This window comes from Zooshikella sp. RANM57 (assembly GCF_050749885.1).
Lineage (GTDB): Bacteria > Pseudomonadota > Gammaproteobacteria > Pseudomonadales > Zooshikellaceae > Zooshikella.
Map to the genome: position 1 here is coordinate 92,753 of NZ_JBOIUB010000008.1, position 25,397 is coordinate 118,149.

The following is a 25,397-nucleotide window of genomic DNA, read 5'->3' on the forward strand; positions in this document are numbered from 1 at the left end:
CGACTAATCTAGTGCTTCAACAAAAAAGTCTTGTGCTAACCAATTTTGCGCAACCATCTCTGGCTTGCCACCATAATATGGACGTGGATCCTTAGCACTACGCTGCGCTTTTAGACCTTCTGCCTTCATCAGTCGATAAACACGATCGCGGCCACATTTCACTTTCAAGTCTATGAGATCCTGATGAATGTTGCGGTAACCATGCATGCCTCCACTTTCAAGCCAAGCCCTTTTAATCTTGGTCACCAACGTTCTATCCTCTTGAGTACGTTTGCTCTCGGGCTGCTTGAGCCACGCGTAGAACCCACTGGGATGAACATTGAGCAGCTTACATAGTCTACGAACAGGGTATTTATTAGCACGAGATTTTATGAACGTGTAGTGTTCTTTGACTCGCCTGCGAAGAACACTGCAGCTTCCTTTAAGATGTCTAGCTCTTGCTCAGTGCGTTTGAGTTCGCGTTTAAGACGAGCAATCTCAGCCTTTAAATCAACATCCTCTTGCTGCTGCACGGTTGGCTTTGACAGTTTTTTTACTCATCCATATAGGGTTTTCGAACTAATGCCCAATCGATCAGCAACGTCACCAACAGAATAGCCATGTACGACTACTTGATTGACTGCTTCTTGTTTAAATTCGCCTGAGTAACGGATACCTTTACCCATGATTTACCTCTTATGGTTTAAGTTACATTTTTACCATAAAAAGTGTCTAACGTTTTCAAGCCCTACCAGACAAATATTGATAACTTAATCATACGATTTGAACCAAATGTTAGCGAGCAAGGGATAACATGGATATGTATTGGAGAACCAAGGAAATATGTCCCTAATGACTATTGTAAATTGGCTAAAAGCTAACAGCCAGGTAGAATGGGGGTGATTGCATCCGTGATTAGAGAATGAAACCAGCTGTTTACAAATTTATCTGAATATACCACTTTCTTCCAGTCAATAAAGTGACACTACTGGAAAAATAACTATACACCATAAATATTTTTTTATTTACAACTGTAACTCATTTACTTGCTCAAACTGTATCATTTCAGCTAGATCCAGATGACTTAACGGCTGTAACTTGGATAGAATGGTGGACCAGTAATAAATCTATTAATAGTTCTGAGTAAGATTTAAATAGGAGCCGGATTTAATGACAGAAAAAGAAAAAATGATTTCAGGACATTTTTATGACCCTAGCGATGTTGAACTAATGGAACTACGTTTAAAAGCTCGTTTAACAACTGAAAAATTAAATCAAACCAGTGTCGCGAATAAAGAGGAAAGATCTAAAATAATCAAAACACTATTTGGCTCAACAGGAGAAAACATATACATTGAGTCACCATTTAATTGCGATTATGGTGAAAATATATATGTTGGCGAAAATTTCTACGCTAACTTTGGATGCGTGATTTTAGATGTCGCCGAAGTGCATATAGGGGATAACTGTTTTATTGCTCCTCAAGTTGGCATCTACACTGCGACACATCCAATAGACCCTGAACAACGAATAAGTGGTTTAGAGTATGGCAAAACCATAAAAATTGGCAACAATTGCTGGATTGGTGGTCACGCAATAATAAACCCAGGTGTTGAGCTAGGTGATAATGTGGTAGTCGCGTCAGGATCAGTGGTCACGAAGCGCTTTGGTGATAATGTAGTAATTGGTGGTAACCCTGCAAAAGTAATAAAAGAAGTGATTAAGTAATACCTCAAATGTCTAATATTACAAAGCATTGAAGACATGGTGTGTGTAAAATATATTTAGCTACTAAGTATCATAGGTATACTCATTAATAGTAAATTATTATGCAAAACCATCTCTCCATTCGTTCTTACAGTAGCCAACGCAGAGGTCACTCTCATGCTTACCATCAGTTAGTCTTGCCACTTCGTGGTGCTATTAATATTGAAATAGAAGGTTACTCAGGTAAAGCCATTCCAGGTGAATGTGTAATAATCAAAGCAGGGGAGATACATCACTTTACCGCTAATGAAGAAGCCAGATTTGTTGTGGCTGATATGTCCCAACTCCCTAAAAATCTATCCCAATCAGAAACTCTGTTGTTTTCTATCAACTCACCACTCATCAGTTATCTTAGCTTTATTGAAAAACAGCTGGAGTATCAGCTAAACACTGAACTTGAGCAGATTATGTTTAGTACATTTGAAATACTTTTAGCAGAGCAGATCCTATTAAAGCAAGTCGATCGTCGTATACGTTCCGTATTAGAGTATGTGCTTGAGAACCTTGCAGAAAAATTGATGATTAAGGAGTTAGCGAAAATAGCTTGCTTAAGCCCCACTCAGTTTAAAAAGCTTTTCAAAGACCAAATGGGATTGAGTGTATTACAGTACATCACTCAAGCCCGGATGGAAAAGGCTAAAGCTTTGTTGATCCATACTGATTACCCAGTCCAGATAGTTGCAGAACAAGTGGGCTATAGGGATCTTTCTTCCTTTAGCCGACGCTTTTCAAGCATTTACGGATTGTCACCTAGAGAGTTTTCTGGTTAACAGAAACGACTGATACATCAATAAAACCGTCCTTTCTGCACAATATCAAATTTCTATCTGCGTAAACTAGCTACACAGTTTTCAATACCTGTTAGGGATGCTATATGCCGTCTTATCAACACTCTTTTATAGGTACAGTTGCCATTATTTTCGCTTGTTTTTTATGGGGAACAACAGGTACTGCAGCAAGCTTCACTCTTAACGTTAGTCCATTGGCCACAGGGGCCTTTGCTATGGGAGGAGGAGGCTTATTGCTTGTGCTGACTGCCTTAAGAAATCTGCTCTTAGATAAAAAAAGACTATTATCTAACTACCCATTAATACTTATTGGTGGACTTTCCGTTGCAGTCTATCCATTGGCATTTTATAGCGCTATGCGTCTTTCTGGTGTAGCGTTGGGAACAGTAATTTCGATTGCAAGTGCACCATTTTCTACTGTGTTATTGGAATGGCTTATTAACAAAAAGCCCATTTCAAAAAAATGGTTGATGAACTTTATTGTAGGTGCTATTGGAATGATGTTGCTTGCGATTGGCAAGGACTACGAACCAGAACAGAGTGCCCATGTATTTAATCACTATTTGGGTATCTTGCTTGGTCTACTGGCAGGTTTAACTTATGCTCTCTACTCTTGGGCAGCAAGAGAAATGATTGAACAAAATATTCATTCAAAATCGGCTATGGCCAGTATGTTTGGATTAGCAGCCTTAATATTACTGCCTTCACTAATCATTACCGGTGATAATTTATTTTCTTCTTCCAATAATACAGTTGTAGCCCTCTACATGGCTCTTGTTCCAATGTTTTTGGGGTATATGTGCTTTGGCTATGGTTTGAGGTTTACTGCAGCCAGTAAAGCTACCCTTTTAACGTTACTTGAACCTGCTGTAGCCACTATGATGGCAGTAGTCATTGTTGGTGAGAAAATCATCACGATTGGCTGGATAGGTATTTCTTTGATAATTATTTGTATGTTGATGCAAATACCAAAAGAGCCAGCCAAAGTGTAACGTTATAAACGAATATAATCGCCAACAACAATCTTGGTGTTATGAGTAAGGAAAGAAACTATATTCAGTTACATAATGATTAGTCCAAATAACATTATACACATCAAGTATTTCAACAGTTTAAAATAAAGATCCCCGCCCCAAGGAGTAGGGTATTTGGTATAGGTTTTACGCCACAAGCGGTGGGGAATATAATCCTGCGAGATTCAGTCTCCTACCTAATCCACTTGATTAGGTAGGATATAAGCTTAGTTCTCGATCTCTTCTATCTGGTTTTCCAAACCTAGATTGCTATGTTTTGTTAAAGTAAAACAACCTGCAGACCCATTCCAGTTACGCATAACACCTTTATAACGCGTAAACGACTCTTTATTTCCTGCATAAGTTGTTGGATATGCTCCTGGCGAAGAATGAAAAATAAGAATAATCATATCTCGATAGTCCAGATAAGTACCATAAACATTATCCTCATCAATACTCCTCCAGGATCCATCTGAATTAAACTCATATCTTTCAATTTTACTACTGCCATTACATCCATAATCAAACTCAAGTGTCCATCTTCCCGCAAGGTCAGCAAATGCACAATTTACTATAACTAAAAGCGATAATCCTAAGAGATATCTTTTCATAAAAACTATTCCTTGTTTTTAATTATTTTCTCTAGTTACAACTTTTATATAATTTCGCATGTAAAAATTTACTCTTAGCGTATGTCAATTATATGATTATTATCTAAGGATATTTTTATCAACTACTGTGGCCGATATGGCTCTTCTTTGATTAGATGACTAACCAGTAACTTCAAGTAAAAAAACGGCAAGAACCATTCTAACCCAAGTGGAGCTTCTAGCACATAAAGAGAAATTATAAGCGCGATACTATATAAAAATAATGCGACCGTTCTTTGTAAGTATTGTGGAATCAAGAGAATACATATGGCAGCAAACAACAGATATCCCCCAGAATAAAAAATCCAAAAGAAATCGAGTGATAGATAAATCCATGATACTAACACTAGGTGAAACAAGTGAAGTGTAATAAAAATCATGTGATTAGTCGTGGTTTGGCCTTGTCGATGATACCAACGTTTTGCACTTGAAGTTGAATTAGTAATTACACCACCAGCAATATCAAAAGCCAACAATGCACATATGATATATTGAGCCAAAGACCACTCAATAGAAAGTGTTGCTGCGTAAAGAGGCGCAATAATCAATGCAGCAAGCGGTATACCAAGCTGAAGTACTATTTCTGCCTGTGTTGCACCTGGGCCGATAAGTTTGTCAAAAGAGCCTACGAAACCTTTCCGTGGTTCAGGGTATTGCCAGTCAATCTTCATATTTAGTCCATTTTATTTTTAATCAGTTGACGCCTTTACAATTTATCGAAGCAAGATCATTTTATTAGCCTAATGTGGCCATCCCTTTCTACAGGGGCTTTCTGTTCTTAAGTCTCAGCATTAGGCAAGCAATATACTGCTTGCCTTTTATAGCTGAATATTAATCAGAATATCAAAAGTGAGGATAAATCATAGTCCACTTGGGCTGGCAAGTGCTGGGAGTGGTTAGATTTATAGATACCGAACTTAAAGTAGGGTTTCCACTCGTCGTTGTTACCTATAGGTCCATAATAGTTTGCAAGTTGCTCGCTGGTATCACCATTAAATAGCAACACTCGCCCTTTTCTAAGCGTAGTATTCTCAGTTTGATTCCACTCAGGCCAGTCAATATAAACCGTTAGCATTTTCCATTGGTCAAAATAGTTATCTGTTAAAGGCATCTTCCAAACTATACTGACACCTGATGCCCAAGGAGCTTTACTCCGGTTGGTATATTTTTTTTTCATGAACTCATATTTTTGAAGTTCTTTGTTCTCATAATTACAAACATAAAATTGATTGACTTCAGCAGCTTGGTTACCTGATAAAGCGATCTTAGGACATCGAGTTAAACGTCGATCGTGGACAGGGTATCTAAAGTAATTTGCAATCAAGGCGAGCTGCCCATCTTTGATCTTAAGTGCTAACGGAGGAAAACCACCCTGATCAAAGAGATACCCTTGTTGCTTCAATTCATTGTAGCGTGAGAGCGTTGCATTTAACGCAGTATCTGATTCTGGATCAATACTAAGTGCTTGATGCTTTTGAGGTAAATCACTTTTGTGTCGATAGGTTAAGCGATCAGGGGTACCATGCCATTGCGCAATGATAACAGACATTTCATCAGATAGAAGGCTAGCTTTGTTCGTTTTGGACAAATTGAGTGACTGAAATTCAGTTCTGAATTGAGAAGGTAATCGAAAACGAATTTGATAAATCTGTGGATTTAAGTTAGTTGGCCATTGACCCGTCATCATAGATTTTGTAGATCGCCTGAGCTTTAAAAAATCCTCAGAGATGGGATGTGAATAATACTGGCTGAGCGTATAGAAACCTGTGGTTAATTCAACTCTTTGTCTACCATCTGCAAGTGAACCAAATTCTGGAAGTATACTCCGTGGAATGGCTGTCAAAGACAGTTGATCAAGCCCGTTCCTATAATCTGGTAATCGACCCAAAGGATGTTTTGAGCCAACAGGTGCCAACGCTAAGCCATGATGATTAAGAACACACTGGTCGTCAATAAGATAGGTTTGGGGATTAATCTTACCTTCTATTTTCAGGTGACTGATATGACAGCCTGCTTGTACATATTCATAGGAAAGGGTGTCTAACTGCTGTGCTTGAAGAAGTGTCGAGCAAAGGGAAATCCCTATTACAAAAGTCCTAATTACCTTATACATTAATTTATCCTTATGATTTTATCAGATAAAGGACTATAAAAAGCAATCTAAACTGGGTCAATGAGTTTTCTGAGTACAGGGTAAATAGAAGGTACTTTTTAAAGATAGATGGAGTATATACATAGTGAAATGATTCAATATAACACACATTACAGGCTGTGTATTATATTAACTTGAAGATGTTGAAACTAGATATTTTTCTTATCATATAGTGTTTCAATATTTAAATAAATATCTGAATTTATTGTCTGGTTAAATCCTTTAACAAACTGTTCAACTACCTCCTTATTCGTGCTATTACTAAACACAAAGTAGGTATTCGTCTCCATTTCTTTGAGTTCAAATGCAGTTGCTAGCAAACTATAATCTTGGTTAAGTTGACTCATATAATATCTAACCGATAACATATTAAAAGGAATAATATCTACACGTTTTGCAAGCAACATCTTTAATGATTGGATGTCATTCCTAACCGTATAAAATTTGGTAAACCCCTTTTCCATTAAAAACTGGTGTTTGATATCTTGTATCCACACAGATGTACGATAATTTTTCGCATCGTCTAAACTTGCTATTTTTACTGCATTATTTTCCTTTAATTTAAACAAATAGTATTTCATTTTAAATACTTTACAACACCAATTAAACAGCTTCTCTCTGGCTTTAGTTTTTGAAACAGAAAAAAACAATATATTTTTTTCATTAAGTGCTGTGTTATAAGCTCTGGCCCATGGTAAAAATTCAATTCTTATTTTATCAAGTCCTGAGTTTTTTAGTGCATCTTTCATAATAACCATACTATAGCCCCTTTCTTCACCACTATTCAGGTACTGGAAAGGGGGTTCATCAGCCGTCACAATACGTAATTTTGGCTCTTCTGCACTTACAAGGCTACACCAAACTGAAATTATCAAAACAAGCAGGTTTATTAGACTCTTCATTATAAATTCTCAACGCCATCATGCTTTGTTAAAATCAGTATAGAATATACTGTCACAAAAAATTCACTCTAATAAAATAGCACTCACTCAAGAATCATTAACTTATTTTACAGCCTATTATTCTTAACATAGCTACTCAGCTAAGCTATACCATGTTTAATGTTTTTTTGTTGTTCGCTTTCAGTTGACTAGGATATAACTAAATACATTTAGACGCGTTTTTTTAATGTACTGAGTTATTAACACAAAGTAAGGAGACTTTATTATGCTTAGTTTCTTTGAACATACTATCAATGTTGGACCTGTTTCAGGTGGTCCAACAACTATCCCTGTAAATGTCAATATTACGCGACCTAATCCTGATTCTAACGCACGTGTAGTTATTGTACTTAAATCATTTGACGTTCGATTTACTAACGCTGACCATCACCTGCTTCGTGTCTTTATACGACCAGAGCTTGATGGTTTTGGTCCATTCACAAGTTCTGTACCTATTCGTCTATCGGTGGGTATGCGTGATTCTAGCGGATCATGGGACGACCAGTATGCTGGAACAGTACAATTAGGTATCATAGTCCTTGATGATAATCGTGTTGATGTATTCGAACGTACACAACGGTTCTCGTACGAACATGGTGGTGGGCCGAATTCTGAAACTGCTTTTCTTCAGTTAAATGACCCTTCAGCGACAGGTGTCACCTTTCTTCAGGGATTCGATATTGGCTTTGAACGTAATGACCATCACGTACTTCAAATTATGGCCGATGTCGATGACCAAACGGTTGATGCTTTAGGCACTCGATTTGATGCAGTTCAATGTCGTCTTGGCCTTCGTGACAGTTCAGGGTTTTGGGATGACCCCTATGGTGGTTCCGTCCTCTTTTCGTCACTACGCTTTCCAATTGGAACTTATGCTGTTGAAGACGGTTTTATAACTGTGCAAGATGTTAATAAAGGGCCTGCAACAAGTACAGCCAATCACTTTATTCAACAGAACGTGCCTAAAGAGCGGTTATTCGTAGGATTAACTGGATTCCAATGTTCCTATATCGGCAGTGACCATCATATTCATCGCTTGACTTCCCAAGTTAATATAGACCAAGTACAGAGTGATAATCAGCGCACCCAAGTACGTATTGCTTATAAAGGCGGAATTAGGGATAAAAGTGGGGAATGGGATGACCAGTATGCAAGCACAGGCCGATATGCCGTGTTAGCCGTAACAGATCAAGCATTAAACTCAAGCGTCACTCTTCCCGTCAATATTTTTAGGCGAGTTTCGTTACCTCGTCGTTTTTCTCATGTTTTTCCTAGATAATTAACAGCCTCAAAAAGTTACACAGTGTTTAATAGATAACTTATGAAGCATACTTTTACTTTTCATACTTCTTCTGATACCTGTTGAACACTGTGTATTAAATGACAACCCATAATAATTTGAGCGAAAAAAGAGGAATATCCTCCTCTTAAAGCGGCTTTCGAATAGATTATATAAAATAAGAAAAACACTAAAAAATACTGTTTTTTTTACTTAGTAGATTCAACTTCAGATATTTTTTGACAAATTATAGTCTAAAAAACACAATATTTTCTTAAAAAGAACCTTTTACTCTTGCTTTACTGATCATTCACTTTGAAGTTAAACGATCATATTTTTATGAATGCTGGTTACAACTTGATATTATCCATCTTTCAAGATGATTAACTAAACTATAATACCTAGTTATAGCGGCTATTCATAACGTCAGCTATCTTTAGCTTTAATTTGAAACAAAAACTTACCTTCTCTTCTTTTTATTAAAAATTCATAAACCTCGAATAAAATTTACAACTCGCAACAACTGTCTCTAGCAGGGCGGGTTCTATCAAATTAACAGAGCTTGTTGCAGAACGGAAGCACCCACTCAATCGTGAATATCCACATAGTACTGCAAAATAAGATAACTGGAGATCTGTCATGGGAATGACTTCAACAAAGAAATTTATTTCACGCGAAATTCTGCACCAAGTAAAGTCTCATTTAAAGCAAGGGCTTGTCAGCGCTCCTCTACTTGATGATAAAGCTATTGCTGGCTGGTTTATGGGCACGAAAGGTGAAAACCGTGAGGTTGTAAAAAAAATTCTCAGCAACGTTATAGAGTTAACTCTGGAAGGACGCAGTTCTCTATTTCCTGAAGATCCTGGTTATATCACTGACAGCGTCAAAGCTTCAGAACCCTATATGCAAGCTTTGCAAAATGTTGAGCAAAAAAGTGAAGCGCTGCTTAACCTCCTCACACAGTATTCTGTTCCTTTTTCCAGCCTCCGTTACCAAGGTCATATGACCTGGGATATTACTCTGCCATCCATTATTGGCTATATCTCTGGTATGCTGCAAAATCAAAATAATGTCACTCCACAAGCAGCACCAGCTACCACTTTACTAGAAATCATCGCCGCTAATGACATTTCTCAAATGGCCGGCTTTAACGTACGGCCTCTAGATGATGATAGTGATTCAGTTGAACCTCGTGCCTGGTCTCATATTACATGTGATGGGACAGTTGCGAATATTGAGAGTGTATGGGCTGCACGAGAGTTGAAGTATATGCCACTAGGTATTAAATACTCAATGGAAGATGGTCAGCAGTACTCAACCATACGTGACTCACTCACACTACCTAATGGACAACTACTCTATCAGGCCAGTGCTTGGCAACTGTTAAACTTAAAACAAGATGTGGCATTAAACTTGCCAGCAAAAATGGCTGAATTGCTTAACACAGAAGAGTCCACTATTTGGCAAACACTAGGTGATGCTTACTCATTAAATGCGAAAGGCATGACCTTTTTTAATCAACAATACCTTGCAGCAGAAAATATAAAATCCCCCGCGATTATTGTGCCTTCAACCAAACACTATTCTTGGGTTAAATCTACATCATTACTAGGTATGGGAAGCGGTAAAAAAGGTTTAACCGAAACTCAACTGACGGATATTAATGTAATAGGGGATGACGCCGTACTAAACATTTACGTTGATGCTGAAGGCAAAGTTAAAACCAGCTTACTACAAAGTGTTTTAGATACGTGTAAACAACATAAAAAACCTATTGTAATAAATGTCGCTGTCGTTGGCTCAACTGAAGAGGGTGCCGTTGATCCAGTTGAAAAGTTAATTGCTATTCGTGAAAATTATCGGAAACAAGCCGATCCCTTTGAATACAGCATTCATACAGATGCTGCTTGGGGGGGTTATTTCCTTGCCTGTATACGTAATCCATTTGAAATGGGAGAACCTCCGCAACAAGGTAAGCGCGCTCAAGAACATTTATTTGATAACAGTGACTCATGGTTCAGAGGTTCAGTCTTTGAGAGCATGTCACATATCCATCAATGTGATAGTGCAACCATCGACCCTCATAAAATGGGCTATATCCCCTACCCAGCAGGCAGCCTAACCTATCGTAATGAGAAAATAATTAATTTGTTGAGTTTCAGTGCTCCGTATATCAGCTCTGAAGGTGGTAGCGAAGGGATTAATACTCGAAATATAGGTGAATCAGGTATAGAGGGATCAAAACCTGGGGCAGCAGCCACAGCCGTTTATTTAAGTCATCAAACCATTCGACCAGATAAGCGTGGTTACGGGAACATTATCAATCAAAGCATGTTGAATTCAAAACTGTTTTATCTTTATTTGGCCACTCTAGATTTAGCTTACCCTAAAGATCTTTTTGAGCTTGTTTTACTTAATCCCCTAACAGAAGAACAAGTCATTCAACGCCAAGCAATCACAGAAGCACTTTGGAAACGTAAACTCCCTAAACAGGATCTACTAAATCACAAAGAAATAAACACATTTCTACGCAGTATTTCTGGAGACCAGAACATTGTGGATTATGTTTTTGTAGACAAGAACAATCGCTCCCCTGAACGTACATTACAACTCAATAATGACTTGTTTGAACAACTCAGTGTTCCTCCTGGAGAGCCTGTTAACCCTGATCAAATATTCGTGTCCATGACAACATTTAATCGAGATGATTATGGAAACGAATTCATGAATGCTTTGGGGGAACGTCTTTTTGCAAACCCAGAGCAAGTAGATTCAATTCCATGTATACGTTCTGTAATCCTTGATCCATGGGCCATTTATACCCACGAACAAAATGATAAAGGACTTTTCAATTTCTTTACGGAAATATTTATACCTAAACTTAGAAATGAGGTTAATCAACTCTGTAAACAGTAAAAATTCAACGCGGCCAATTTAATTGGCCGCTTATTTATTAATTATACTTACTGCTAACTTGAACCTTTTTATACTGAAAAAGTGTTGATTTTAAAAAAATCAACTATGTATTAATGATGTACAAACTGGTTATAACCGTCTACAAAAAATTAAATAAGCGCTTTTGCATTAGTACTAATTAGGTTTTGATACCAGTAAAAACTTTTTTTACGATACCGTGCTAAATCCTTGAGATCAAACTCGTCACGATTTACGTAAATAAAACCATAACGCTTACTGCAACCTTGATGAGTACTGACTAAGTCTATTGCGGACCATGGGCAAAAACCAAATACTTCGACCCCTTCCTCAATTGCTAACAGCATCTGCTCAATATGCAAGCGTAAGAAGTCTATACGATAATTGTCCTCAACAGTTGGGTTACCCTGATCATCTGTAACCAACTTATCAAAAGCACCTAAACCGTTTTCAGTAATAACCAAGGGAAGTTGATAGCGGTCGTATATTTCCCTGAGAGTCGTCCTGAAGCCAATAGGATCAACTTCCCAACCGAATTCATTAACTTGTAAATGATTATTTCGACTGGCAGTATAAAAACCAGACTCGCCTACTGTTAAATGCTGGTCCCCAGTATGACCTTTTTCAGTTTCATTTCCTGAGCTACGTGCGACTGTTTGTGAGGTATAGTAGTTAAATGCGATAAAATCAGGCATTGCATTAGCCAGTATTTCCATATCACCTGTTTCAATTTTAGGTGTCCAACCTCTACATTTTAAAAAGTGCCAAGCAGTGGTGTTATATCGCCCAAAGACAGCCATATCCAGATATAACCAATTTCGTATTGCATAGTAATTATTTGCAGCAAGTATATCCTCAGGATGAGAGGATGCAGGATAGATGGATACAATATTTGGGGCTGGCCCTATTTTAGCGTTAGGTAAAACTTGTCGACAGAGTTTAATAACACGCGCTTGTGCTAATAACATATGATGATTTTCTTGATAAAGCGCTTTCATGGGGTCGGCTAACGAGGTATCTTGTGTTCCCAGAGCATTGCCATGAAGAATCATCATATTTTGCTCATTGATGGTCAGCCAGTATTTTACTCTATCACCAAAATGGCTAAAGACTGTCTGCGCATACTCAACGAAGGCTTCTATTGTTTCTCGATTTCCCCAGCCACCTTGCTCTGCTAGCGCTTGAGGTAAGTCGAAGTGATAAAGTGTTACAAAAGGCTCTATTCCATAACTCAATAATTCATTAATTAAGCTATCGTAAAATGCTATTCCTTCCTTGTTAATTTCACCCCGTCCATTAGGAAATATCCTTGTCCATGCAATAGAAAAACGATATGTTTTCAGGCCTAACTCTGCAAATAATTTAACATCTTCTTTATAATGATGATAATGATCACTGCAAACCTTAAAGTCAGTGACACCTTCGGTATGATTTGCCAAGTCGATAACTGAAGGTCCTTTCCCACCTTCATTCCAAGCGCCTTCAACTTGATAAGCTGAGGTGGATGCTCCCCATAAAAAGTGAGGGGTTAATTGCCGTGACTTTGGATTTAACATGCAGTACTCCTGACAAAGATAACACCACTTATGTAGTACCAGTGTATCAGCATACTGTCAGCTATCCCATCGCACATAACAAATTTATAAAAGATCTTATACCACTGTACTTATATATGGTGAGAGATCTTCTCTAGAGTTCTTTATGGGAATAGTTTCTTTATTGCTCACTTATATCCAGTCACTTTTGACATCTGTAATAACAACATCCATACACGTTAGCCCATTTTCGACCTGAGACTCTATTCGATGTATAGTCTGCTTATCTTTTGCGATAATAACAATACTCCATTCAGCCAGATCATGGGAGTCATGATAATTTGACTCAGTCACTGCGACATTCGCTAGCTTTCCAAATTTGTCTTTAAAACCAATCATACGTTGACGTTTCTCTTTGAGAGATCGACAACCTGGTAATTGAAGACTGAATACTATTAACCTTATATGCATAATTTATACCTTCAAAATATTAATATTCATCCATAATGAGAAAAAGGTATAGTTATAAAATGCTCACAATATATTATTAAATAATGACTAATCATCTTCTAATACTAAGGAAAGGAAAAGAGTAAAAACTCGCTTTTTAAAGCGATTCTCTAAATTATGATGGAAGGATGTGAGCTATATAATCAGAGTACTTTCCTTGTACTATTGATTCCTTAAATAAAGCAAACTCACCTAAATACTTCAGTAGATAATTAATTTGATACTTGTGTTTGTTTCTTTGCTTTATACTTATACACTTCTATATGGCTAACAGTTGGGTTTACTTGTTGCATTTCAGGGTGACTCGACATAAAAATTTCTTCACCAATGATTTCATTATACTTATCATCTGCCCCAGGAAGTAAACGAACGGCTAAGCCACGCATAACATTTTCAAGATTACCATTTTCCCACGAACTGACAGTCCCCTGAAAATCCCAATCAAAACCGGTAAGCTTGAAAGGCTTCCCATTCATTTTTTCAATATCATGTAGCGTCATGCCTATCACAATACCTTCTTTGTTATGGTAACAAGGCACTTCATCTTCAGTCACTCGATCAATAATAATCGCCTCAACCCTTTCATTTTCATCCAGTTGAAGCACTAATTGCTTTTCTTCATCTTCAGGATAAACAGTAACATGCTTTAGGTGTTTATCTTCATCCAGTGGTATTTCTTCCACCAGCATATTATTTTTTCCAACATGATCACGCACACTCGTGAGTGACTCACCAAGCTTAATATTGCCAACTTGTTTGCCTGGGATAATCAAACAATCGTCATCCGCATAGCTCGGAAAGGCCTGCCCTAAAAATAAAACAACTCCCAGGTACCACGTTACATATTTACTCATGTTGTCACTCGTCTAACATTCCTTTTAATTATGAAGACTCATAAACTATTTATTCATACGCATACTGTTGTATGAATATGTTTCGTTCATAATGGACCTGCGTAAACGCTTCTTTAAGCATGCCTTACCTTGTACTCTTGATTTACAGTGTTACAGGCTACACACATCCATATTACATTGATTGCGTCACACAGAGCAAAAGCTCAAGTACTTTACTCAGTCCACTTTATCTGTTGGTAACACTATCACAATTAGTCGAACAGAAAGATTGTGAGTTGCCGCAATCTTTTAAATTTATACAAGCTTCCCAAATTTCTTTTGATTTATTAGCCATATTGTTGTGACTAGCGTATCAATATTGACTACTCTAATCTTAATAAGATATTACACTTATGTTATTAAAATTATACACTTGCAGATTAAATCACTTTAGTCAGCTTATTACATTGTTTTAATGAACACTGATTAAATAACTAAATACTTGGCTTTCATACTCTATGATTGATCATATCTCTCTGAACGTGGGTAACATAGAAAAAAGCAAACTGTTTTATCTTACAGCACTTGCTCCCCTTGGTTTCTCAACGGTACAGTATCTACAGAATTGGACAGCCATAGGTAAACATAATCAACCTATGCTTTGGATCCAACAAAGTACAATTACACGACCCCATTTAGCACTTGCTTTCAAAGCTGAGTCCCAACAGCAGGTTGATGAATTTTATGTTGCTGCAATCAATGCAGGTGGGGTCAGTCATGGCGAACCGGAAAGCCGCCAACAGGAGAGTAGTTCAAACCGACTTAGTTATAGTGCTTTCGTGCTTGATCCTGATGGTCACATCATCGAAGTGTTTAAGCTGCTGGAATAAAAACGGAATTGCTTAACGAGAAAGGTCAGTAATCGTTATAAATAATACCCTTAGAAAAAGGTGCTGTTACTAGACTTAAATAATCTAAAAGATGTAGCAAAATCTTATGATGTCAGGAATTTTGCTACATCCTTCTGACAAGTAGCAAATTACTTCATCAGAACTAATCGTGTATCAGTACGAGATAGTGCTTTAACTGATTTACCTTCATTACCAATCCCTCTTAATATCCGTACACCATCGTCGATGACTTCCATTAAGCGGTCTAAATCCTCAGCCTCTACATAAAATAACGTATCATGACTGCCTAATAAGGCATGAGCACTTTTTATTTCAGGGTGTTTACTAAGTAAACGCTCACTGATGTTGATTGCACCACTAATATTAATATCAGCAAGAATCCAAGCTGCAGTATTGGTTGGATGGCCATGCTTTTCTGCTGTTAATTGCTCACCAAAATATTCAAGTGAAAGTGAGGTTTGAGTATGCGAAATAGGGTTGAATTTATCTTCAATTAAATGTGCTAATTTAAACGTTACAATCTCTTTCAAAGCCGCTAAAGAGTCTGCCTCTCCATAACAAATCAAATCATCAGGACCAATCAAACAGTGGACAAGAACAACTTCATCTATTTGTAATAATTCTTCACGAATTTTGTGGACATCATTATCGCCCGCATCGACTAATATAAAAAAACCCAGTTTTGTGCTCACGATGAACTCCTGCCACCTGTTAATTGTTTAAAGGAAAGCGTGTTTTATTAAATTCAACATACATAACGTTATGTTAACAATATTCGATTGCATTACCTTGTTAAGCATCAAGTGCCTTGCATCTCACAGAGCAGTTGGCGAATGACAGATTGAGTATCAGGCCTGATCCCCCGCCAGCAATAAAAAGACTCCGCAGCCTGCTCAACCAACATACCTAACCCATCAAGCTGCATGTTACCACCAACATCTTTTGCCCACTGGTTAAACACTGTCAACGTCGGCCCATACATCATGTCATATGTCAACGTATTAGGACCGATCAGTGATTTAGGTAAAGGGGGAAGTTCTCCCGCCAAACTGGCTGCTGTACCATTAATGACCAAATCAAAAGGGCCATCGCTTTCTACAAGGGATGCCAAAGAAGAAAGCTTTTGCGCAGTCACTCGACCAAACGCTTGGAATAAACAGGCAAGCTGTTCTGCTTTCTCATGTGTACGATTAGCGATAGTGATGCTTTGAGGATCCGTTTCAAGCAATGGCGCCATTACCCCTCGCACAGCACCACCAGCCCCAATCACTAAAATACGTTTATCTTGCAAAGCATAGTGATGATTTTGCTGTATATCTCTGACCAGACCTACGCCATCGGTGTTATCTCCCCATAGACGTCCTTGCTGGTCTTGCCATAACGTATTAACTGCACCTGCTTGTGATGCCCGATCCGTTAAGTTATCTGCTAGCTTAAATGCAGCCTCTTTGAAAGGAACCGTTACATTCAGCCCGCCACCATTATTGGTAAAAAACTCACCTACTGCTGAATTAAACTGATCTATTTCAATACAGAAGGCATCATACTGCAGTTGCTGCTGCGTTTGTTTAGCAAACAATGTATGAATAGTGGGTGATTTACTATGGTTGATAGGATTTCCAAATACACCATATTGTTTTTTTTGTTCAACCGTTGTCATATCTATCACCTAAATCCATTCCTGCTTTTTCAAGTATCGCTCATATAAAGCTGCTTCTGGTGTATCAGGTTCAGGCTGCCAATTGTAATCCCATTTTACTAATGGCGGTAATGACATAAGGATTGACTCTGTTCGACCACCAGATTGCAAACCAAATAATGTGCCTCGATCATAGATCAGATTGAACTCAACATAACGGCCACGGCGGTAAAGCTGAAAGTTTCGCTGCTGTTCAGTAAATGGCATTAACTTCCGTTTAGCTACAATTGGAAGGTATGCTTCTAAATACCCGTCACCAACTGCTTTCATAAACGCAAAGCAACGTTCAAAACCCCAGGCATTGAGGTCATCAAAAAACAATCCACCGATACCCCTTGGCTCATTCCGATGCTTTAAGAAAAAATAATCATCACACCACTGCTTATAGTCTGCATAAACATTATCACCAAAAGGCTGGCATAAATCATACGCCACTTGATGCCAGTGTTTACAATCTTCATCAAACCCATAGTAAGGCGTTAAATCAAAGCCACCCCCAAACCACCAGACCGGATCTGCACCAGGTTTTTCTGCAATAAAAAATCGAACATTAGCATGAGAGGTGGGAACCAAAGGATTATTAGGATGAATCACTAAAGACACCCCTAGCGCTTGAAATGATCTTCCCGCTAATTCTGGGCGGTGAGCTGTTGCTGAAGGCGGCAGTCCTTCTCCATAGACATGAGAAAAATTAACGCCCCCTTTTTCAAAAACGGCTCCATCAGTAATAACGCGTGTCCGACCTCCACCTCCTGCTTCCCGCTCCCAGCTTTCTTCAATAAATTCAGCACGTCCATCAATTTCAGCTAGCTGTTCACAAATTTTATCTTGAAGTGCTAGCAAATAATCTTTTACTGCAGCGATATCGGGTTGGTTCACAACGTATTACCTGTATTATTTGCTCAATCAATGTTGTGGCTATTGAACAGTTAACTTTTGAACAATCAGCCTTTTGATGTAAAGGATAAGAGAAAGTTTGAAATACGTTAAAACATGACGAGTAAGCAGATCTAGCAGAATTGTTACACACGAATATATTTAGCATTGATCACATAACTTATGTTGTGTGTATTACTGGCGAACAACATTTCCTGATGCCAAATCTTTTATCACTGAAGGTTTTAGCTGATCCCCTAAGGAACCACTCACTATTCCCCCCAAACTTGCACCTAAACGCTGCATGCCTTGCGCATCCAAGGGTAGTTCACCCGCTTTATTTGCAGAGGTTGAAACAATTGGTTTGCCAAACTCTAAGCATAACTGGTTAACAATAGGGTGAGCACTTACACGTACAGCAACTGTGGTAAAATCACCTTTGATCCAACTTGGAAGCCAGTTGTTTGGATCAGGAATTAACCAGGTAATATGACCTGGCCATGAAGATTGAAGGGTTTCTTGTTGCTGGGTCGATAAAGGGTCTATCAGTGGTGCAACCTGCTTCAGGTTAGCCGCAACAATAATTAAACCTTTATGAATAGGTCGTTCTTTTATCTTCAATACTTGGTGAACAGCTTCTTCTTGCCATGGGTCACAACCAAGCCCCCATACTGCTTCTGTGGGGTAGGCTATCACCTCCCCCATCATTAACGCAGATGCAGCCTGTTTAATACTCAGGCTTTTCATCATCTTGCCTTTAACTTCTCTTGTAGAGCCTGGTTTTTTTCTAGCACTTCAGCAGCATTGTTTTGACGTTCTTCAAGTAACGCTTTTTGTAACTCAGCGTCTTGCAATGCAATAATTTGCAAAGCCAGATAGCCCGCATTTTTGGCGCCCGCTTTACCAATGGCAACTGTTGCAACGGGAATACCACCCGGCATTTGAGCTGTAGAAAGAAGCGCATCCATTCCATCCAATGGACCCGCATCAATTGGTACACCAATGACTGGTTTAATGGTGAGAGAAGCAACTACACCAGCTAGATGAGCAGCCATACCAGCACATGCGATGAAAACTGCACAGCCACGCTGATCAGCATCTTTGACATAGTGATGTGTTGCATCTGGGGTTCTATGTGCAGAGTGAACTCTTACTTCAACAGGAATATCAAACTTTTCCAGAACATTCAGAGCAGCCTCAACTTTTGGAAAGTCTGAGTCCGAACCCATAAGAATCGCCACAAATGGCTTTGCCATAATTACACTCCCTCAATGCGTTAGTCTCGACGGTGCGTAAGTTATCCTGTCACATTTTATCTGGCAAGCTATCCCTGTCTAAAACGTATTTAGCCTCAATATATCCTAAGTCAACCTCATCCTTAATCAGTTAGTGAGCACGCTAAGACTTCATGCGTTTACGATAACCGCCAGGCACACTTTCAATAAATCCAGATAACTCTAAATGCAATAATGCATCAGCAACTTGCTGAACATTAAGTGTTGTTCTTAACACAATCTGGTCAATATGGCAGGTGGTATCTTCCAAAGCCTCCATAACACTTTGTTGTTCAGCATTGAGTTCTGGCTCAAATGTTTTTGCTGACGCTTCATTATTTTCAAAGTCAATGTGCTGGACATTAGGTGGTGTTTGGCGTCTCACCTCTTCCACAATATGATCGACTTGATCAACCAGTTTGGCGCCTTGCCGAATAAGCTCATGGCAGCCTTTACTTAATGGGTTGTGAATAGATCCTGGTATAGCAAAAACATCTCGCCCTTGTTCTGCTGCTAGCCGAGCAGTAATCAATGAGCCACTATTCAATGTTGCTTCGACAACCAATACACCCGTGCTTAAACCACTAATGAGCCGATTCCGACGAGGAAAGTTACTGGATTGAGGCTTTGTTGACAGTGGGAAATCACTAATCAAAGCGCCACGTTCACTGATACGCTCAGCTAACGCTTTATGACGAGCGGGGTAAACAACATCCAGTCCTGTGCCTAGAACAGCAATTGTCGCTCCACCGCTGGCTAATGCACCTTGGTGTGCTGCTGCATCCACTCCATAAGCCAGGCCACTGGTTACTACATATCCTCGGCTGGATAACTCTGCCGCAAATGAATAGGCATTTTCCTGTCCCTGATTACTTGGGTTTCGACTGCCAACAACAGCTATTTGCTTAAGTGATAAAAATTCTAACTGCCCATTAACAAAAAGAAGTGGTGGAGCATCGACCAACTCTTGAAGTAACTTAGGATATAAACTCGTCTGGAAGGGAATAATATAGTGATGAGGTTTCTCAAACCAAAGATAAGTGTCTTCAAGTTGCTGCTGAATCGCTGAATAGATTTCACCAGAATGCTTTTGTAATTGTCTTAATCCTTCAACTGATTCTTTTGGCAAACCTGTCAGGGAGCTAGGGTTCGCGGCTAATACATTTTCAGGTGTACCCATTTTTTCCAACAGCTGGTAAAAACGACGTGGTCCAATGCCAGGCACTAAGAATAATGTCAACCATGGTGCAATGGCAGTCCATTCATATTGCTGATATGGCATATATCTATTAACCCTCGTCATTATCCTTTACATACCAATATACCCATCACTATGAGGTATATAATAAGCCTGATAATTAAACTTCAACAAACAAATTAGACAACATCTGTTTAATTAAAACGTCTTCCAAAGTAACTCACACAAAAAAGGAGGACTTACGTCCCCCTTTACACATAAACTGCTTTATTTAAACACTTCTAGGGATTAGCAACCATATCACCTGTATTAATAGGTTGTAATGCTTTTAGCACAATGCCGTAACTCATTTTATCAAAGGCTTTATACACCATCAGTGTACCAACATGCTCTGGTGGTAACTGCACTTTTTGCTTAGCCAGCGTATCTTTAACGACGGTCACTCTATTTATTGATAAAACTGTTCCAGAAACCATACCATTTCGGCCGCCAAGGTTAATCAGTACATTATCAAACTGGCCAATTTGAGTAACACCACCGATAACACTTAGTATTTCTCCTTCAACAGTTTGCTTAGGAGCAGAGGGATAAAATGTAGGTTGTACCGCTGTTTCTTCGGTCTCTAGCAAACGATCACCCACTCTGATTTCCTGGTTACTTTCCATAATAGAAACAGTGCCTACATCACCAGAAACAGACTTTATTTTTGCTACACCAATATCATGAACAACCGTGCCTAAGTATTCTTTTGTTTTGGGATCGATATAATCTTTTCCTTTACGGAAAACCCCCATGGCTTGTGCTTCTTCAGGAAACTGACCTCTCGCATAAATAACATCACCAGCCCCTGTAACAATTCTTTCTTGGCGACTGGCAATCACATAAGGTGCTTTTGAAACACCATCGGTATTATCAATTATTCGACTCCGCTTTAAAAAGCTGCTAATTGCATTCAGAGGAATAGAAGGTATTGCCGTATCAATCGGCGTAGAGCGAACTTTAGGTGACAGACGAATGGTACGTCCTCCAGCGCCGCGTTTACCCAGCATCAGTTGTGGTTTACCATCAACATAAACTAAGCTAATCACATCGCCAGGGTAGATTTTATGTGGATTTTTAATTTCAGGATTAACATGCCATATTTCAGGCCACATCCATGGCTTACTTAAAAACATGCTTGCAATATCCCAAAGGGTATCACCGCGTTTCACTGTATAGGACTGCGGATGCCCTGACTTCACTACATCATCTGTCGCCCCAAAGGCTGAAAAGCTGAACAAACAGGATAATACTATCCCAAGCAGCACTTTCCTCATGGTGAAGGCCCCTAACTTATTGGTTATAGTGTTTACAATTAAGGCTGATAAAACGATGGAGTGGACTCCCCCGAAAACAAATTCGATCTCCTTGTTGTGCTTTACACATATCAATACACACAGTCTGTTGTATATACAAAGTGATCGTGACTCATATGGGCACTCATATCATCAATGCCTCTAAGCGCAATATAGCGCAGGATTTTCTGTATTACCGTTACTTTTTCACAAAAAATGTGAAACATATAACTATTTATTTGTGAATAACCATTATTTAATCAAGAGATACTGATAGCTAAAAATTATAGATGCTGATCTCATATCAAACCAGCCGTTGAACTAATACCTTCATTAAACAGACAAACTGTTAAGAGCAAAAGGCTAAGAAGTGGATGATAGTGTACGCTCACTCACTATTTCTGTTGAGAAAAGCCTCTTGAGTAATTAAAAATAGGAGAGAACACCTAGAAGCAGACCAAAGGCCATAACTAAAGCCAGTTTTTTGTTTTGCGCTATTGTATTATTATGGGCTTCCTAAAGTGGGTAGCGGTTGAATAGAGGTAGAGAGAAAGCATGGCTATCTTAAACATTCTGGAGTTTCCTGACTCTCGTTTACGAACCAAGGCACAACCAGTTGAAAAGGTAGATGATGCTATTAAGCAACTTGCCAAGGATATGCTGGAAACAATGTATGCAGCTCCAGGTATCGGCCTTGCAGCTACTCAAGTCAATGAGCATAAGCGTGTAGTGGTAATGGATACTTCAGAAGAGCAGAATGATCCATTAGTGTTTATCAACCCCGAAGTTACCCCACTTACTGATGAACAGGGCCACCTTCAGGAAGGCTGTTTGTCTGTACCCGGATTTTATGAAGAGGTTGTTCGTCCTACCCGTGTCAGAGTAACAGCGCTAAACGTTGACGGTGAATCTTTTACACTGGAATTAAAAGACTTACAAGCTGTGTGTATCCAGCACGAAGTGGATCATTTGGATGGTAAGCTGTTTGTTGATTATTTATCTCCACTGAAGCGGAATCGCATCAAGAAGAAACTTGAGAAAGCACACCGCTTACAACAACACCCTGTGAGTGCATAGCCCTAACGCTACTTTCAAACATATCTCATCTAGTTCTAATCTCCCTCAATAGAGTATGCTTCTGGCTTGTTTTAAACAAAGCAAGCCTTATCGCCTTGTCAGGAGAAACCATGAGTCAATCACCACTTAACGTTGTGTTTGCAGGTACACCCGATTTTGCTGCAACCCACTTAGCGGCATTATTAAACAGTGAGCATCAGATTATTGCTGTTTATAGCCAACCTGACCGCCCAGCAGGTCGTGGCCGAAAAGTTACCATGAGCCCTGTAAAAACACTGGCTCAACAACATCAAATCCCTGTTTATCAGCCCAAAACATTACGTGATCCTGATGCACAAGCTGAATTAGCCGCCTTAAAGCCTGATGTCTTGGTCGTTGTTGCTTATGGCTTAATACTGCCCCAAGCTGTATTGGACATCCCACGTTTAGGCTGCATCAATGTACATGCTTCACTACTCCCACGATGGCGAGGTGCAGCCCCTATCGAGCGAGCCTTGCTGGCTGGAGATCCAAAAACCGGTGTCACCATAATGCAAATGGATGCGGGGCTAGATACGGGCGATATGCTCGTAAAGTCTGAATGCCCTATTCTCGATTCAGATACAACAGCAGACCTCTATCAGCGCATCACCGCACTTGGTGCACAAACGCTACCTGATGCGCTTTCTGCACTTGCGCAAGGAAATTTAGCTCCTGAGCAACAAGATCATGACCAAGCAACCTATGCTGAAAAAATAAGCAAGGCTGAGGCAGAAATTAATTGGCAGCAACCCGCAGAGGTAATACAGCGATTAATTCGTGGTTATAATCCTCGCCCCATTGCTTTCAGTTATATGGATGGTGAGACCATTCGAATTTGGGAAGCAGAACTGGAAGCTAATACTCAACAAGCTAAGCCAGGCACCATTTTAACGGCTAACAAACAAGGTATTACAGTTGCCTGCCTACACAATGCAATTCGTATTACCAAACTGCAACTTGCAGGTGCAAAAGCGATGAGTGCTCAAGATATCCTTAATAGTCGTGGCCACTTATTTAAAACTAATCAACAATTCACATCCGTATAGACGTTATGAGTGGACAAACGCCCCCTGCTAAAAAATTAAACCCAAACAAGCTTGCAAACAAAAAGCAGGGAGGCAAACTAAGTGCCCGCACTGCTGCAGCCTTGGTTATCAAAGAAGTTATCGTTAATAAGCAATCACTCGCTAGCTTATTACCCAGGTATTCTTTGCGAGTTGCCCAAGCAGAAAGCGGGCTATTTCAAGCGCTATGTTTTGGCTGCTGCCGACACTTTTATGAGTTGCACTACACTGCGCGCCATTACCTGCAAAAGCCCCTTAAGCCCAAAGATCAAGATATGATGGCGCTTATTATGCTGGGCATTTTACAACTAACTCATATGCGAACACCTGCTCATGCTGCTGTATCTGCAACCGTGGCTGGAGCCAAAGAATTAAAAAAACCATGGGCTAATAAATTAATAAATGGCGTTTTAAGAAGCTACCAACGGCAGCAAAGCGATGCATCGCCAAATAACAACACTGAAGCTGTCTTCAATCACCCTTCATGGCTGTTGGCAATGTTAAAAATGCAATACCCTGATCAATGGCAGGCCATTGTAGCAGCCAATAATCAACATCCGCCAATGACCTTAAGAGTAAACCAACGCAACATACAGCGAGATGAGTACTTACAAACACTGCAACGCAATGGCATTGAAGCATTTGCAACCCCTCACTCACCTGTTGGCATTCAACTTAATCAACCTACTGATGTAGCTTTATTACCTCACTTTGCTGAAGGTTTTGTCAGTGTACAAGATGAAGCTCCCCAGTTAACGCCAGCCTTATTAGATCTGGCTCCTGGCCAACATGCCTTAGATGCATGTGCCGCCCCAGGAGGCAAAACCTGTCATATGTTAGAGCATGAGCCAAAGTTGGCCAGCATGCTTGCGCTAGACTGTGACAGTGAGCGTTTACAACGGATCAGTGAGAATTTAACCCGGCTTAATCTTAGTGCGCACTGTATTGCAGGTGATGCCAGTAAACCTGAAGAATGGTGGAATGGTCAGTTATTTGATCGTATTTTGCTGGATGCCCCTTGTTCAGCAACAGGTGTTATCCGTCGCCACCCAGACATCAAATTACTCAGACAAGCCAATGACATAGAAAATCTGGCAAAACTCCAACAACAAATTCTGTCGGCACTTTGGGCTTTGCTAAAACCTGGAGGCAAGTTACTCTATGCAACATGTTCTGTTATGCAACAAGAAAATAGCCAACAGATTGCGCACTTTTTACAACAAACAAGTAACGCTTCATTGCTAAATCTTGAAGTAGATTGGGGTGTTGACACAGGTTATGGCAGACAACTATTTCCGACTGACAATAGCCATGATGGTTTTTTTTATGCACTCTTACAGAAAAAAAATACATAACCTCATTAGAATCATCAGCCTATAGCCAGTAGAGCAAGCTACTTTAAGGATATACGGTCTGTGAAGGGTATTTATGTAAAAATACTTATACCAATTCATTAATGCATAACTATTGTGTACACAACCTCCGTTTTCTGGCAACGCCAGAAAAATAAAAATCATGAATCACGTAGGGTACTCAGCCTGTTGTGAACATCTTGTCAGAGG

The 25,397-nt window shown here is 39.4% G+C and carries 26 protein-coding genes; 9 read left to right on the top strand and 17 right to left on the bottom strand.

Going from position 1 to position 25,397, the window contains the following annotated elements:
- Positions 1 to 3 precede the first annotated feature (3 nt).
- The 3 genes from ACQ96U_RS17090 to ACQ96U_RS17100 all read right to left on the bottom strand — a co-directional run bounded on the left by ACQ96U_RS17090 (position 4) and on the right by ACQ96U_RS17100 (position 665).
- Positions 4 to 246 (bottom strand): IS3 family transposase, encoded by a 243-nt coding sequence (locus ACQ96U_RS17090; RefSeq protein WP_431722474.1) that lies wholly within the window; start codon positions 244 to 246, stop codon positions 4 to 6.
- A 122-nt stretch (positions 247 to 368) separates the two neighbouring features.
- Positions 369 to 512, bottom strand: coding sequence for a hypothetical protein (locus tag ACQ96U_RS17095; protein WP_431722475.1), 144 nt, complete (start codon positions 510 to 512; stop codon positions 369 to 371).
- A gap of 24 nt (positions 513 to 536) precedes the next feature.
- Positions 537 to 665, bottom strand: coding sequence for a transposase (locus ACQ96U_RS17100; RefSeq protein ID WP_431722476.1), 129 nt, complete (start codon positions 663 to 665; stop codon positions 537 to 539).
- Between the two features lie 484 nt (positions 666 to 1,149).
- Here ACQ96U_RS17100 and ACQ96U_RS17105 point away from each other — a divergent pair, with 484 nt between their 5' ends.
- The 3 genes from ACQ96U_RS17105 to ACQ96U_RS17115 all read left to right on the top strand — a co-directional run bounded on the left by ACQ96U_RS17105 (position 1,150) and on the right by ACQ96U_RS17115 (position 3,526).
- Complete coding sequence (locus tag ACQ96U_RS17105) at positions 1,150 to 1,707, top strand: sugar O-acetyltransferase (RefSeq protein ID WP_431722477.1); 558 nt, start codon at positions 1,150 to 1,152, stop codon at positions 1,705 to 1,707.
- Between the two features lie 101 nt (positions 1,708 to 1,808).
- The gene (locus ACQ96U_RS17110) at positions 1,809 to 2,516 is read left to right on the top strand and encodes a helix-turn-helix domain-containing protein (RefSeq protein ID WP_431722478.1); all 708 of its coding nucleotides are present in this window, start codon (positions 1,809 to 1,811) and stop codon (positions 2,514 to 2,516) included.
- A gap of 104 nt (positions 2,517 to 2,620) precedes the next feature.
- Positions 2,621 to 3,526 (top strand): DMT family transporter, encoded by a 906-nt coding sequence (locus ACQ96U_RS17115; protein WP_431722479.1) that lies wholly within the window; start codon positions 2,621 to 2,623, stop codon positions 3,524 to 3,526.
- Positions 3,527 to 3,774: 248 nt separating this feature from the next.
- Here the strand turns inward: ACQ96U_RS17115 and ACQ96U_RS17120 are convergent, their stop codons facing one another.
- The 4 genes from ACQ96U_RS17120 to ACQ96U_RS17135 all read right to left on the bottom strand — a co-directional run bounded on the left by ACQ96U_RS17120 (position 3,775) and on the right by ACQ96U_RS17135 (position 7,251).
- Positions 3,775 to 4,158, bottom strand: coding sequence for a hypothetical protein (locus tag ACQ96U_RS17120; protein WP_431722480.1), 384 nt, complete (start codon positions 4,156 to 4,158; stop codon positions 3,775 to 3,777).
- Between the two features lie 122 nt (positions 4,159 to 4,280).
- Positions 4,281 to 4,868: a hypothetical protein gene (locus ACQ96U_RS17125; RefSeq protein WP_431722481.1), complete on the bottom strand. Its 588-nt coding sequence runs from the start codon at positions 4,866 to 4,868 to the stop codon at positions 4,281 to 4,283.
- A gap of 164 nt (positions 4,869 to 5,032) precedes the next feature.
- Positions 5,033 to 6,310: a heparin lyase I family protein gene (locus ACQ96U_RS17130; protein WP_431722482.1), complete on the bottom strand. Its 1,278-nt coding sequence runs from the start codon at positions 6,308 to 6,310 to the stop codon at positions 5,033 to 5,035.
- Between the two features lie 188 nt (positions 6,311 to 6,498).
- Entirely contained in the window at positions 6,499 to 7,251 is a 753-nt protein-coding gene (locus tag ACQ96U_RS17135) for a substrate-binding periplasmic protein (RefSeq protein WP_431722483.1), read from the bottom strand.
- 265 nt (positions 7,252 to 7,516) lie between these two features.
- On the opposite strand from ACQ96U_RS17135, the gene ACQ96U_RS17140 reads away from it, so the two are divergent.
- Together ACQ96U_RS17140 and ACQ96U_RS17145 are read left to right on the top strand one after the other, a co-directional pair.
- Positions 7,517 to 8,569, top strand: coding sequence for a hypothetical protein (locus ACQ96U_RS17140; RefSeq protein ID WP_431722484.1), 1,053 nt, complete (start codon positions 7,517 to 7,519; stop codon positions 8,567 to 8,569).
- Between the two features lie 639 nt (positions 8,570 to 9,208).
- Complete coding sequence (locus ACQ96U_RS17145; protein WP_431722485.1) at positions 9,209 to 11,485, top strand: pyridoxal-dependent decarboxylase; 2,277 nt, start codon at positions 9,209 to 9,211, stop codon at positions 11,483 to 11,485.
- A 149-nt stretch (positions 11,486 to 11,634) separates the two neighbouring features.
- Here ACQ96U_RS17145 and ACQ96U_RS17150 read toward each other — a convergent pair whose 3' ends face one another.
- The 3 genes from ACQ96U_RS17150 to ACQ96U_RS17160 all read right to left on the bottom strand — a co-directional run bounded on the left by ACQ96U_RS17150 (position 11,635) and on the right by ACQ96U_RS17160 (position 14,402).
- Positions 11,635 to 13,059, bottom strand: coding sequence for a glycoside hydrolase family 1 protein (locus ACQ96U_RS17150; protein WP_431722486.1), 1,425 nt, complete (start codon positions 13,057 to 13,059; stop codon positions 11,635 to 11,637).
- 171 nt (positions 13,060 to 13,230) lie between these two features.
- The gene (locus tag ACQ96U_RS17155) at positions 13,231 to 13,509 is read right to left on the bottom strand and encodes a DUF503 family protein (RefSeq protein ID WP_431722487.1); all 279 of its coding nucleotides are present in this window, start codon (positions 13,507 to 13,509) and stop codon (positions 13,231 to 13,233) included.
- A 251-nt stretch (positions 13,510 to 13,760) separates the two neighbouring features.
- Entirely contained in the window at positions 13,761 to 14,402 is a 642-nt protein-coding gene (locus ACQ96U_RS17160) for a hypothetical protein (protein WP_431722488.1), read from the bottom strand.
- 497 nt (positions 14,403 to 14,899) lie between these two features.
- On the opposite strand from ACQ96U_RS17160, the gene ACQ96U_RS17165 reads away from it, so the two are divergent.
- Positions 14,900 to 15,271: a VOC family protein gene (locus tag ACQ96U_RS17165; protein WP_431722489.1), complete on the top strand. Its 372-nt coding sequence runs from the start codon at positions 14,900 to 14,902 to the stop codon at positions 15,269 to 15,271.
- Positions 15,272 to 15,420: 149 nt separating this feature from the next.
- On the opposite strand, the gene ACQ96U_RS17170 is transcribed toward ACQ96U_RS17165, so the two are convergent.
- From ACQ96U_RS17170 to ACQ96U_RS17200, 7 genes are all read right to left on the bottom strand, one after another.
- Complete coding sequence (locus ACQ96U_RS17170) at positions 15,421 to 15,984, bottom strand: Lrp/AsnC ligand binding domain-containing protein (protein WP_431722490.1); 564 nt, start codon at positions 15,982 to 15,984, stop codon at positions 15,421 to 15,423.
- Positions 15,985 to 16,091: 107 nt separating this feature from the next.
- Positions 16,092 to 16,952 carry a shikimate dehydrogenase gene (aroE, locus tag ACQ96U_RS17175; RefSeq protein ID WP_431722491.1) on the bottom strand — a complete coding sequence of 287 codons (861 nt, stop codon included), beginning with the start codon at positions 16,950 to 16,952 and terminating at the stop codon, positions 16,092 to 16,094.
- 9 nt (positions 16,953 to 16,961) lie between these two features.
- Positions 16,962 to 17,870, bottom strand: coding sequence for an oxygen-dependent coproporphyrinogen oxidase (gene hemF, locus ACQ96U_RS17180; RefSeq protein ID WP_431722492.1), 909 nt, complete (start codon positions 17,868 to 17,870; stop codon positions 16,962 to 16,964).
- Between the two features lie 192 nt (positions 17,871 to 18,062).
- Positions 18,063 to 18,617 carry a Sua5/YciO/YrdC/YwlC family protein gene (locus tag ACQ96U_RS17185; RefSeq protein WP_431722493.1) on the bottom strand — a complete coding sequence of 185 codons (555 nt, stop codon included), beginning with the start codon at positions 18,615 to 18,617 and terminating at the stop codon, positions 18,063 to 18,065.
- Entirely contained in the window at positions 18,614 to 19,123 is a 510-nt protein-coding gene (purE, locus tag ACQ96U_RS17190) for a 5-(carboxyamino)imidazole ribonucleotide mutase (protein ID WP_431722494.1), read from the bottom strand. The genes ACQ96U_RS17185 and purE overlap by 4 nt, the downstream gene beginning before the upstream one ends.
- A gap of 142 nt (positions 19,124 to 19,265) precedes the next feature.
- Positions 19,266 to 20,423 (bottom strand): DNA-processing protein DprA, encoded by a 1,158-nt coding sequence (gene dprA, locus ACQ96U_RS17195; RefSeq protein ID WP_431722495.1) that lies wholly within the window; start codon positions 20,421 to 20,423, stop codon positions 19,266 to 19,268.
- Positions 20,424 to 20,620: 197 nt separating this feature from the next.
- A complete protein-coding gene (locus ACQ96U_RS17200; protein WP_431722496.1) occupies positions 20,621 to 21,655 on the bottom strand; it encodes a LysM peptidoglycan-binding domain-containing protein in 1,035 nt (344 codons plus the stop codon).
- A gap of 573 nt (positions 21,656 to 22,228) precedes the next feature.
- Here ACQ96U_RS17200 and def point away from each other — a divergent pair.
- The 3 genes from def to rsmB all read left to right on the top strand — a co-directional run bounded on the left by def (position 22,229) and on the right by rsmB (position 25,190).
- Positions 22,229 to 22,750, top strand: coding sequence for a peptide deformylase (gene def / locus ACQ96U_RS17205; RefSeq protein ID WP_431722497.1), 522 nt, complete (start codon positions 22,229 to 22,231; stop codon positions 22,748 to 22,750).
- Between the two features lie 110 nt (positions 22,751 to 22,860).
- Positions 22,861 to 23,817: a methionyl-tRNA formyltransferase gene (gene fmt / locus ACQ96U_RS17210; protein WP_431722498.1), complete on the top strand. Its 957-nt coding sequence runs from the start codon at positions 22,861 to 22,863 to the stop codon at positions 23,815 to 23,817.
- Positions 23,818 to 23,822: 5 nt separating this feature from the next.
- Positions 23,823 to 25,190 carry a 16S rRNA (cytosine(967)-C(5))-methyltransferase RsmB gene (gene rsmB, locus ACQ96U_RS17215; RefSeq protein WP_431722499.1) on the top strand — a complete coding sequence of 456 codons (1,368 nt, stop codon included), beginning with the start codon at positions 23,823 to 23,825 and terminating at the stop codon, positions 25,188 to 25,190.
- The last annotated feature ends 207 nt before the right edge of the window (positions 25,191 to 25,397 follow it).

Bases quoted from the DNA above. Each gene is read 5' to 3' on its own strand.
- ACQ96U_RS17105 (WP_431722477.1), top strand. From the start codon at position 1,150: ATGACAGAAAAAGAAAAAATGATTTCAGGACATTTTTATGACCCTAGC.
- def (WP_431722497.1), top strand. From the start codon at position 22,229: ATGGCTATCTTAAACATTCTGGAGTTTCCTGACTCTCGTTTACGAACC.
- aroE (WP_431722491.1), bottom strand. From the start codon at position 16,952: ATGACAACGGTTGAACAAAAAAAACAATATGGTGTATTTGGAAATCCT.
- ACQ96U_RS17185 (WP_431722493.1), bottom strand. From the start codon at position 18,617: ATGATGAAAAGCCTGAGTATTAAACAGGCTGCATCTGCGTTAATGATG.
- rsmB (WP_431722499.1), top strand. From the start codon at position 23,823: ATGAGTGGACAAACGCCCCCTGCTAAAAAATTAAACCCAAACAAGCTT.
- ACQ96U_RS17160 (WP_431722488.1), bottom strand. From the start codon at position 14,402: ATGAGTAAATATGTAACGTGGTACCTGGGAGTTGTTTTATTTTTAGGG.
- ACQ96U_RS17100 (WP_431722476.1), bottom strand. From the start codon at position 665: ATGGGTAAAGGTATCCGTTACTCAGGCGAATTTAAACAAGAAGCAGTC.
- ACQ96U_RS17135 (WP_431722483.1), bottom strand. From the start codon at position 7,251: ATGAAGAGTCTAATAAACCTGCTTGTTTTGATAATTTCAGTTTGGTGT.
- ACQ96U_RS17120 (WP_431722480.1), bottom strand. From the start codon at position 4,158: ATGAAAAGATATCTCTTAGGATTATCGCTTTTAGTTATAGTAAATTGT.
- purE (WP_431722494.1), bottom strand. From the start codon at position 19,123: ATGGCAAAGCCATTTGTGGCGATTCTTATGGGTTCGGACTCAGACTTT.
- ACQ96U_RS17125 (WP_431722481.1), bottom strand. From the start codon at position 4,868: ATGAAGATTGACTGGCAATACCCTGAACCACGGAAAGGTTTCGTAGGC.
- ACQ96U_RS17115 (WP_431722479.1), top strand. From the start codon at position 2,621: ATGCCGTCTTATCAACACTCTTTTATAGGTACAGTTGCCATTATTTTC.
- ACQ96U_RS17110 (WP_431722478.1), top strand. From the start codon at position 1,809: ATGCAAAACCATCTCTCCATTCGTTCTTACAGTAGCCAACGCAGAGGT.
- fmt (WP_431722498.1), top strand. From the start codon at position 22,861: ATGAGTCAATCACCACTTAACGTTGTGTTTGCAGGTACACCCGATTTT.
- ACQ96U_RS17150 (WP_431722486.1), bottom strand. From the start codon at position 13,059: ATGTTAAATCCAAAGTCACGGCAATTAACCCCTCACTTTTTATGGGGA.
- ACQ96U_RS17165 (WP_431722489.1), top strand. From the start codon at position 14,900: ATGATTGATCATATCTCTCTGAACGTGGGTAACATAGAAAAAAGCAAA.
- ACQ96U_RS17130 (WP_431722482.1), bottom strand. From the start codon at position 6,310: ATGTATAAGGTAATTAGGACTTTTGTAATAGGGATTTCCCTTTGCTCG.
- ACQ96U_RS17140 (WP_431722484.1), top strand. From the start codon at position 7,517: ATGCTTAGTTTCTTTGAACATACTATCAATGTTGGACCTGTTTCAGGT.
- ACQ96U_RS17145 (WP_431722485.1), top strand. From the start codon at position 9,209: ATGGGAATGACTTCAACAAAGAAATTTATTTCACGCGAAATTCTGCAC.
- dprA (WP_431722495.1), bottom strand. From the start codon at position 20,423: ATGCCATATCAGCAATATGAATGGACTGCCATTGCACCATGGTTGACA.
- ACQ96U_RS17155 (WP_431722487.1), bottom strand. From the start codon at position 13,509: ATGCATATAAGGTTAATAGTATTCAGTCTTCAATTACCAGGTTGTCGA.
- ACQ96U_RS17200 (WP_431722496.1), bottom strand. From the start codon at position 21,655: ATGAGGAAAGTGCTGCTTGGGATAGTATTATCCTGTTTGTTCAGCTTT.